At 60.6% G+C, this 7665-nt stretch carries 8 protein-coding genes; 4 read left to right on the top strand and 4 right to left on the bottom strand.

Annotation, left to right across the window (positions count from 1 at the left end):
* The first annotated feature begins 442 nt into the window (after positions 1–442).
* On the top strand, positions 443–847 hold the full coding sequence (locus Q8K08_RS12895; RefSeq protein WP_305250304.1) for a single-stranded DNA-binding protein: 405 nt from the start codon (positions 443–445) through the stop codon (positions 845–847).
* A gap of 118 nt (positions 848–965) precedes the next feature.
* Here Q8K08_RS12895 and Q8K08_RS12890 read toward each other — a convergent pair whose 3' ends face one another.
* From Q8K08_RS12890 to Q8K08_RS12880, 3 genes are read right to left on the bottom strand one after another with little or no spacing between them, the layout of a single operon-like run.
* Positions 966–1187 carry a hypothetical protein gene (locus tag Q8K08_RS12890; RefSeq protein ID WP_305250303.1) on the bottom strand — a complete coding sequence of 74 codons (222 nt, stop codon included), beginning with the start codon at positions 1185–1187 and terminating at the stop codon, positions 966–968.
* Positions 1184–1900: a hypothetical protein gene (locus Q8K08_RS12885; RefSeq protein WP_305250302.1), complete on the bottom strand. Its 717-nt coding sequence runs from the start codon at positions 1898–1900 to the stop codon at positions 1184–1186. Before Q8K08_RS12885 ends, Q8K08_RS12890 begins: the two co-directional genes overlap by 4 nt.
* A complete protein-coding gene (locus Q8K08_RS12880; protein ID WP_305250301.1) occupies positions 1900–2625 on the bottom strand; it encodes a division plane positioning ATPase MipZ in 726 nt (241 codons plus the stop codon). The genes Q8K08_RS12885 and Q8K08_RS12880 overlap by 1 nt, the downstream gene beginning before the upstream one ends.
* A 707-nt stretch (positions 2626–3332) precedes the next feature.
* Here Q8K08_RS12880 and mobC point away from each other — a divergent pair.
* Together mobC and Q8K08_RS12870 are read left to right on the top strand one after the other, a co-directional pair.
* Positions 3333–3719, top strand: coding sequence for a plasmid mobilization relaxosome protein MobC (gene mobC, locus Q8K08_RS12875; protein ID WP_305250300.1), 387 nt, complete (start codon positions 3333–3335; stop codon positions 3717–3719).
* Positions 3712–5535, top strand: a complete 1824-nt coding sequence (locus Q8K08_RS12870) for a relaxase/mobilization nuclease domain-containing protein (protein WP_305250299.1) — start codon at positions 3712–3714, stop codon at positions 5533–5535. Before mobC ends, Q8K08_RS12870 begins: the two co-directional genes overlap by 8 nt.
* Positions 5536–5573: 38 nt before the next feature.
* Here the strand turns inward: Q8K08_RS12870 and Q8K08_RS12865 are convergent, their stop codons facing one another.
* On the bottom strand, positions 5574–5999 hold the full coding sequence (locus tag Q8K08_RS12865) for a thermonuclease family protein (protein WP_305250298.1): 426 nt from the start codon (positions 5997–5999) through the stop codon (positions 5574–5576).
* Positions 6000–6276: 277 nt separating this feature from the next.
* Here Q8K08_RS12865 and Q8K08_RS12860 point away from each other — a divergent pair.
* Positions 6277–7665, top strand: a 1389-nt coding sequence (locus Q8K08_RS12860) for a hypothetical protein (RefSeq protein ID WP_305250297.1), incomplete at its 3' end; no start/stop codon positions are given.

The following is a 7665-nucleotide window of genomic DNA, read 5'->3' as shown; positions in this document are numbered from 1 at the left end:
GGTTGAAATCCAGTGATCAGGTGCTGTTCCGCGTCCCAACTGTTTTGCAGTTTCGGCGCGGGGCAGGGCGGCAACTCGGACGGTGGGGCAGGGGACGAGGGTGGGCGTGGTAATCTCATTGTCCCATCCCGGGATGGTTCTGCCTGGGCGTGACATTGCCGGATGAGGTCGGCTGAACTCGTCTGCTTGGGTTCCTCTCCCCCGTGGCTTGGTTGAGGCACCTCCTCTTCGACTGACAATCCCCTAAGCCTGTTCGGTTTCCTGCCCGCAACCCCGCTCCTGTCCGGGCCGTGTTGGCCGCAAAGCGTCCTGCCCGCTCCTCCCCGGCCCCTCGGGGGTTTCCGGCTGGTCCCGTGGCCCAGCCGTGCAGGCGTCTCCCGACAGGCTCGGACCGGGTCTTGTCGAAGGGATGGTCCCTCGCACCCGACACAGGAGAAACACCGTGCAGAACATCGTCATCATCGCCGGCAACATCGGTCAGGCCCCGGAAGCCCGCGTCACCCAGGGCGGTACGAAGATCACCCACTTCACCCTCGCCACCTCGCGCCCCCGCCTGTCGGAAGGCCGCCCGATCCGCGACGAGCACGGCTACCGCGTGACGGACACCGAATGGCACCGCATCACCTGCTTCAACGGCCTCGGCAAAACCGTCGCCGAGCACTGCGAAAAGGGCATGAAGGTGATGGTCCACGGCCGTATCCACTACACCAAGTGGACCGATGCCGCCGGCGTCGACCGCTACGGCTGCGAGATCATCGCGGAGAAGGTCGACTTCCTCAGCCGTCTGAGCGCCGCAGATGGCGAAAGCCCCGAGCTGGTCGACCGCGAGGAGCAGTTCGCAAGCTGACCCCTCGCAAGAATAGGCCCGGCGGTGCAAGCTGCCGGGCCTTTGGTCTAGCCTTGGGTCTGGCCTGCGGCGAAACAAGAAGATCAAAAGCAACCTGCCAGGGCAGGTCGTGCCGATCTCAGCCCTCTGCCAATTCGCTCAAGACCAGCGCTGACTTTGCCCGCCGTTTGTTGGGCGTATACCAGACGGTCTTGCGCTCCCCGGTCTGGCTGAACTCATAGGTCACCCCGAGGATCGTCGCACGGCGGTCGGGATCGACTATCCATTCGACGGGCTTGCCGACGTCGATCTCGGACAGGGGAATGATGCGCTCGAGGGCAGGGGTTTCTGTGCTGGTCATTGATCGTCTCCCTCGGTTGTTGTCTGAATTTTTGCCTTGGCCAATGCTTTGTCGAAGGCCTCGTGAAACCGTGCGCGAAACGCCGGACCCATGGCGCGGCCAAGACCCAGCATGCCAAGCGGGTCGTGCCTTGCGGCGAGGTCAGCTGCGAACTGCGGCTGCAGGGTCAAGGTGACGCTGGTCGGATGCTTGCCACGCGCACCGCGGGGCTCAGCGATGGTCGGCATTCCATTCCGTTCCCAATCGTCGAAGACATCTTCCCGCAGGCCTTGCGCGACGCGGCGGATCAGAAACTGAACCGTGCAGCGCGCGACAGCCGCCCAGGCTTCCGCCTTCGCGGCCTGCCGGGCTGTGAGTGACACGGAGACATAAACGACATGCCCCCTTGCCGCAGATGCCGTGGCAACCCGATCCGACTGGATGGATGCAGCTTGTTCGGCGCGGGGCAGGGCGGCCATTTCTTGCAGCCCAACCTCGGCGCGCACCTCAATCTGTTTACCTGAAACGACGTGCTGATCGCATTCATCTGGCAGCGCTACGCGCAGGCCGGGTGCAGGGGTCAACGCTGCCGACTGACCCACTTCCGCAGCAACAGTTGCAAGCACCGGCTCCGTCGGCTTAGCCTCACCTGCCGCAACTGCCCCAAACCCCAACTTCGCCGAAAACCCTGCGTCCTGGCGGATGATCCGCATCATGTCTTTGCGCTGTGCCATTATGCGACCTCGGCCGGGGCAAGGATCAGCTGATCGATTTCATCCAAGACATCCCCTGCCTCCTTCACGGCACTCTGAACATGGGCAGCAAGCGCCCGGTTCAGCGTCTTGTCCGCGATCACCCCGAGGAGCCCTTCCTTGTCCATTCGAACGTAAGCGGCACGGTTCCCAAGATAGGTCTCGAGGGCAGGCAAGGACTGGAACAGCTCTTCAGCCACCGCACGCTCGGTTTCTGACACCCGCATAGGCACCCGGTTGAGCAACACAGAAAACCCAGCAAGCTCATCCGGCTTTTCCACCCGACCGCGCAGCTTGAGATACCAATTGGCAGTTTCCAGCGTCTCACTCAGATCGCCCCGCGATAGCATCATTGGGCAGATGATCCGGTGGGCAGCGACAGCCAGCACATCCTGCGCTTCTGATCCGCCTCCGAAGGTGTCGATCAGGATCAAATGCTCCTGATCTTGCTGTTCGTAGATTTGCCCGATGGCCTCAGCCACCCGGTGTGCATCCAGTGTGTGGATCACTTCAACCAAGGGAGACCAGTTGCCCGCCGTCTGCCCTGCTTGCATCCACTTGAGGCAAGACTTCGAGGCATCGGTGTCGAAGATCGTGACCGTCTCACCCCGTACCGCAGCGGCAGAGGCCAAGGCGCGGCAGAGCGTGCTCTTGCCCGACCCACCCTTGCGGTTCATCACCAACACAACGCGTATTCCGTAACCCATACCACCTTCCTCACTTCACCGACTGCATTTTTCGCAATGCGTATCGCGTAAATCTTTTATCCTAACCCACATCTCTTTAATCTGAATCCACATCGCGGATATCAGAAACCGGCTCGCGCAAATCTTATTGCGCAAGGCGTATCTCTTTAATCCGAAATCTGATTACTGGATGCGTATCTCTTTTATCTGATCGCGCAATGCGTGTATCCTAAGGTTGAACCCCGAACACGCAACGCTGATACCACAAGACGCATCCCACACTTCCTTTCCCCGGATCCTGAACACTGAACGACAGGCTCCGTACGGTAAATAAAACAAGGCTTTAGGCCCATATCCTCAAGGAAACCGCACCTCCTGCCACGTGGCCAGAGGTCACCTTCCCTGTCTTCCCTTGTGCGTTAAGCGATCAGCGAAACGCATTCGGTGGCGGGGGAGTTACCCAAGGTTAACACAATCTGCAAGTGCATAAATCACGCTCAGATTGTGCTTGAAAGGGAGGTAAAGGAAGGGATAGGAAGAGTGGCAGGAAATGCGGTGTGTCTACAATTAATCGGTGGCAGAAGTTGGCGTTAAAATCAGATCCTCGCGAAACAAGACTTAAGTCGCGGTCCAAGGTTTTGGCGGGTGTTGGCAATGAATTTTCTGATTCTGCAGTGCAGCAAGCGGTAGGACGCGGGCGGCCTCGTTCAGCAGACAAGGGCCAGGTCGTGAGCTGCCGGCTACCTGCCGAAGAGCTGCATGCCTTCGATGCGCTCTGCACCCAGCTTGGCGCAAAATCCCGCTCGGACGGGGTGCGCTCGGTGGTGAGGATGGCCTCAGGTTTCCTCGAGTTCAGCCAGGAGGACAGCGCGCGCTTGGAGGAAATCCGCTACGAGCTGGGTAAGATCGGCACAAACGTGAACCAGATCGCTCTGGCCGCGAACCGGGGCAGGGCAACGATGGTCAAGGCGCAGTGGGCATCGGTGGATGAGTTGCGGAGGTCGTTGCCGCTGGTGGCGAAGGCGTTGAGCCAGATCATTGCCGAACGCCGGCGGCAGGGTGTCGCCCTGTTCCGGAAGTTTGTAGAAACCCAGGAGGGCGCGCGCCATGGTTAAGCTTGGGTCGCGTCCCATCGGAGTTGCCGAGGCTGTTCTTGGGGAGATCAACTTCCTGCGGCCGCAGCAGGGCCGGGTGAAGGCGGGCGGTTCGTCTTCGCCCAAGCGCGGGTTCAGTTTCTCGACCCGGGCCAGCCAGCTGTGGCGGTTTTCGCTGGGGTCGAACGCGGCGGTTCTGAAGAAGATCGGCAAGGGTGGGACGGCGAACGCCAAGGAGCTGGCGGCGCAGATGGACTATCTGTTCACGAAATCGGCCTCGATCTTCGGAAATGGGGTCGTGCTGGACGCAGACGCGAAGGGGCTTACCAAGGACGAGCGCAACGAGATTGTTGGCGACTGGGTCGAGGATTGGCATGGCTCGCCCAAGAACGGTCACACCACCCACCTGCTGATGAGCTTCCCGTCCCATGTCCGGCCAGAGAAGGCAAAGCTGATTTCTGAGGCCTGGGCCTTCGAGATGTTCCAGTCGGGCGAGCATCAGGACGATGTCTGGTCCTATGTTGCGGCCCTGCACACCGACAAGGCCCACCCACATGTCCACATGGTCATCAACAACCGGGGCACGGCGAACGATAGCTGGTTCTTCATGGCCAAGGAGCATGTCTTCAACCTGGATTTCATGAAGGAGCGCATGGTGGCAATTGCGGCCGAGGAGGGCGTGTTTTTGGATGCCAGCTCGCGGGCCGAACGTGGCTTGCTGACCTATGGTCCGTCGCGGGCAGAAATTGAGAGGGCGCGGGCTGAGGGCCGAGCGCCGGAAGAAAAGCTGCGCGAGGGCAAGGCGCTGGACGATGCCTTGGCCACGATGGCGCGCACTGCTGATGCCATGCGCAGTCTGAGCCATGTGGCGGCTCTGACCGGGCTGCCGGAGATTGGCGAGAAAATCGCTAAAGCGGAAGAGGCCCTGCGGCGGGGCGGGGTGTTGCAGCCGTTTCCGGGCGATGTGACCACAGCGGAGCGGGCCGATCTGGACCGGTATTTCAGCGGGTGGATGGCAGAAGCGGAGGGCAAGATCCGAAAGATGCCAGCCGCCGAGCGCAAGGAAATGCGGGACGAGCTTTATGGCTATGCCATCGACATCGCCAAAGGGCTGGGTGACGCCCGCGGCGCGCAGCTGATGCAGATGCTGCCGCAGACCAAGATTTACGCGACGGGTCTTGAGGGTGAGCGGCTGACGCAGGGCAGGGTGGCAGCTGATCTGCAGCTTGGGGCCGCAGACCGGCTGAAAACTGACATTATCGGCAAAGCGCAGGCTTTGGGTCTCAGCAGTGACCGCATGGCCGAGCGGCTGGAAACCGGTGCTGCCAATGCTTGGGAAGAGCGGGACTGGGTGCGCAGTGACTTGCTGGCTCTGTCTGGGCGACCGCGTGGTGACCTGAAGAACCCGGTGCAAAGCCGGAAGGTCGTCGATGATCTTGAAGGTTTCTATGAAACGGTAGCCAAACTGATTGAGCATGCCCAGGCGCATGAAGCAGTTCCCGAAAATGACCGGTTGCTGCGCGCCCTCGGGTCGATGGCTCGCATCATGCAGGCAGATGGCAAGGTCGAGTTCCGGGGAGATGCTCATGCGGAGCGATTCGCTGACGAGTTGCGTCAGCGGTATGGCAAAGGGGTTGTCGCGGAACTCGCCAGCGGGCGGACGGATGCGCTAGCTGGTGATTTCGGGGACGCAGACCAACGGATGTGGATCGCGCGAGCGGTTGTTTCTTCGGCTAAGTCGCATGTGGCGTTCGGTCTGACGCTGAAAGAGGCACGGCACGCTGAGCGGCTGCTCACGTCAACTCCTGCTCGGGGCGAGCATAACTGGGAGCGGTGATTGCGCTCAATGCCCTCGTCAGGGTTGCGCTAAGGATTTTAGCACGTGCCGTAGTAGCCGCCGGAGTATCGGCAGTATTCTGTGGCAGCGCCGGAACGGATCATCTCTGCAGCAATGTCTCGGCCGTTGGGCAGCAGGCATTGGGCAACGAGGCGTCTATATCGATCAACGTCCAGAACAGCGCAACGCAGGTGCTTGCCGGATAACAAACTGCGCAGGGTCGATGTTGCGGTTGAGCCGCCCTGCTGGTTCCATTCCGGTGCATCGAGGCCCCAGACACGAATTCGACGCGACTCGCCACTCAGCGTAAAGGTGTCTCCGTCCAGAACCTTGCTGACACGTGCTTCAAGGATGGGAGTTTCCTCGGCTCGAGCCATCCCGCCCTCTAGGAAAAGCAAACCAATCCCGATTGCCAATAGGGAAATGCCAGTTAGATCGGCGCGACGAAGTCTGGAACGGCTCAAGTGTCTACACATGGAACCTTTATCGCTCGGCACGTCATATCACTGCAAGTTGCTTCCTCGATCAAAACCAGGACGAAACAGGTGTGGGTGCCGGCGGCGGGCTGACGGAGACTTGCATTAGGCCCTTTCCAGCGCCGCCAAGGGTTAGGCCCGAGGGCATGCTGTTTAGCCGAGCTGCTGGGGTTTTTCGGACTGCGATCATGCCGTGCCTTCCTGACAAGTCAGAATGGCATTGGTAGGCTGGTCCCAGAAATCGCGCAGTCCGGGAAGGTGACCAATGGCAAAGAGTCGGATCGATGAGGCTTTGGCTGCTCTGAACGCCGGAGGCAATGACGGTTTCGGGGCGCGCCGCGAGGTTCTCGAACGCCTGGGCCTGGACCTGCTGCATCGACCGGCTCTGGGCAGTCAGATCGTTGCACAAATCTGCGCGATCACAGAACCAAGCCCACGCGACGAAGACTTGCTCGAGCTTCTAGGTGCAGGACTTGATGCTGCCCGCATCGCGCGGGAAAACGGCAAAGCACGTGGCCAGAACCTCATTGATGCAATCGAAGCCGCGCTTGGGCTGGCACGCGGACAGGGCCGAATGACATCGGCTCACTGTCTGCTCTTTGCGCAACTTTGGACCCGAAATAGCTTGCCCGCCCCGGTTGCTCTCGCACTTCAGGCCGAAGAGGTCGTACCTGCAGCTGGTCGGCGCGCGTCCAATCCTGCTGAGGGTGACGCTCTGCTGGAAGGACTCTTTGCCGAACTTATCAAGCAGGCGGAGGGCGAACCGCTTGCCCTACATCATGCGCTGGCCGAGAGCTTCCCGGCGATGCCGCCAGAAATGCGCGATCATGTTGTCGCTTATTCGGTGGGCCGCAGCGATCCTCTCCATGCCGATATGGCCTGCTACTGGTTGATTGACCCAGCACCGCGCATCCGTCACGCCGCAGCAAAGGGCCTTGCCGACCGACTTGCAAGTGATGAGCTGCCAAGGCGCATTCTGTCATCACTGGTCGTCCTGCGCAGTTGGATGCCCGAAGATGCCGCGCGGTCGACGGTGGACACCATTCTCAAAGACGCGATGCGCAAGAGCATCACCCCCACAGCAGAGCAGGTGCCGTGGACGATGCACAGCATTCGCGCGTCCTTGCCTGATGGGGGTGGTGCTCAGAGCATTGGCATTGCGCTGCAATCCGGATCGCAGCGCAAAATGGCGATGCTGCTCCTAAAACAGGGGCAGGGCGTGAAGGACGCATACACCATCACCTGTCGAACAGCGCGGGACCAGAAATCCATCGTTGAGCGCATGACCGAAGAGGTCGGCGCTTTGACGGTGACAGCAAGCTATGTGCGGAGTGCCGTTTCAATTGCGCTGGCAGATGGTCTGGCTCAAAGTCTGCCGCCCGTTCCGGGGCTGATCGAGGTTGTCCGTCTTTGTGGTTTTGCCGGGTTGCGGCCGGAGTCAAAATCGACACTGGACCTCATCGCTGATCTGGCCTCAACGCGAGCTGTGCAAGCGCTTCCACCGCGGCATCATGGCGATCTGATTACCGCCAGCGAGGAGTGGTGGGATCGCCACGAAACCATCGAAAGCTGGTTCGAAGACAGCGATGCTGCCCATGCCGTTCTCGATAAGGCGCGTAGCGCGAAATCCGCAGAGACGGCGCTTTGGAAATGG

It is taken from the genome of Pseudotabrizicola sp. (assembly GCF_030684215.1).
Taxonomy (GTDB): domain Bacteria; phylum Pseudomonadota; class Alphaproteobacteria; order Rhodobacterales; family Rhodobacteraceae; genus Pseudotabrizicola.
Note: the sequence above shows the minus strand (reverse complement) of the source record. Positions and strands in the feature narration are given on the sequence as shown.

Excerpts from the sequence above, each read along its gene's own strand:
- Q8K08_RS12890 (WP_305250303.1), bottom strand. The coding sequence starts at position 1,187 with ATGACCAGCACAGAAACCCCTGCCCTCGAGCGCATCATTCCCCTGTCC.
- Q8K08_RS12885 (WP_305250302.1), bottom strand. The coding sequence starts at position 1,900 with ATGGCACAGCGCAAAGACATGATGCGGATCATCCGCCAGGACGCAGGG.
- Q8K08_RS12880 (WP_305250301.1), bottom strand. The coding sequence starts at position 2,625 with ATGGGTTACGGAATACGCGTTGTGTTGGTGATGAACCGCAAGGGTGGG.
- Q8K08_RS12870 (WP_305250299.1), top strand. The coding sequence starts at position 3,712 with ATGGTTAAGCTTGGGTCGCGTCCCATCGGAGTTGCCGAGGCTGTTCTT.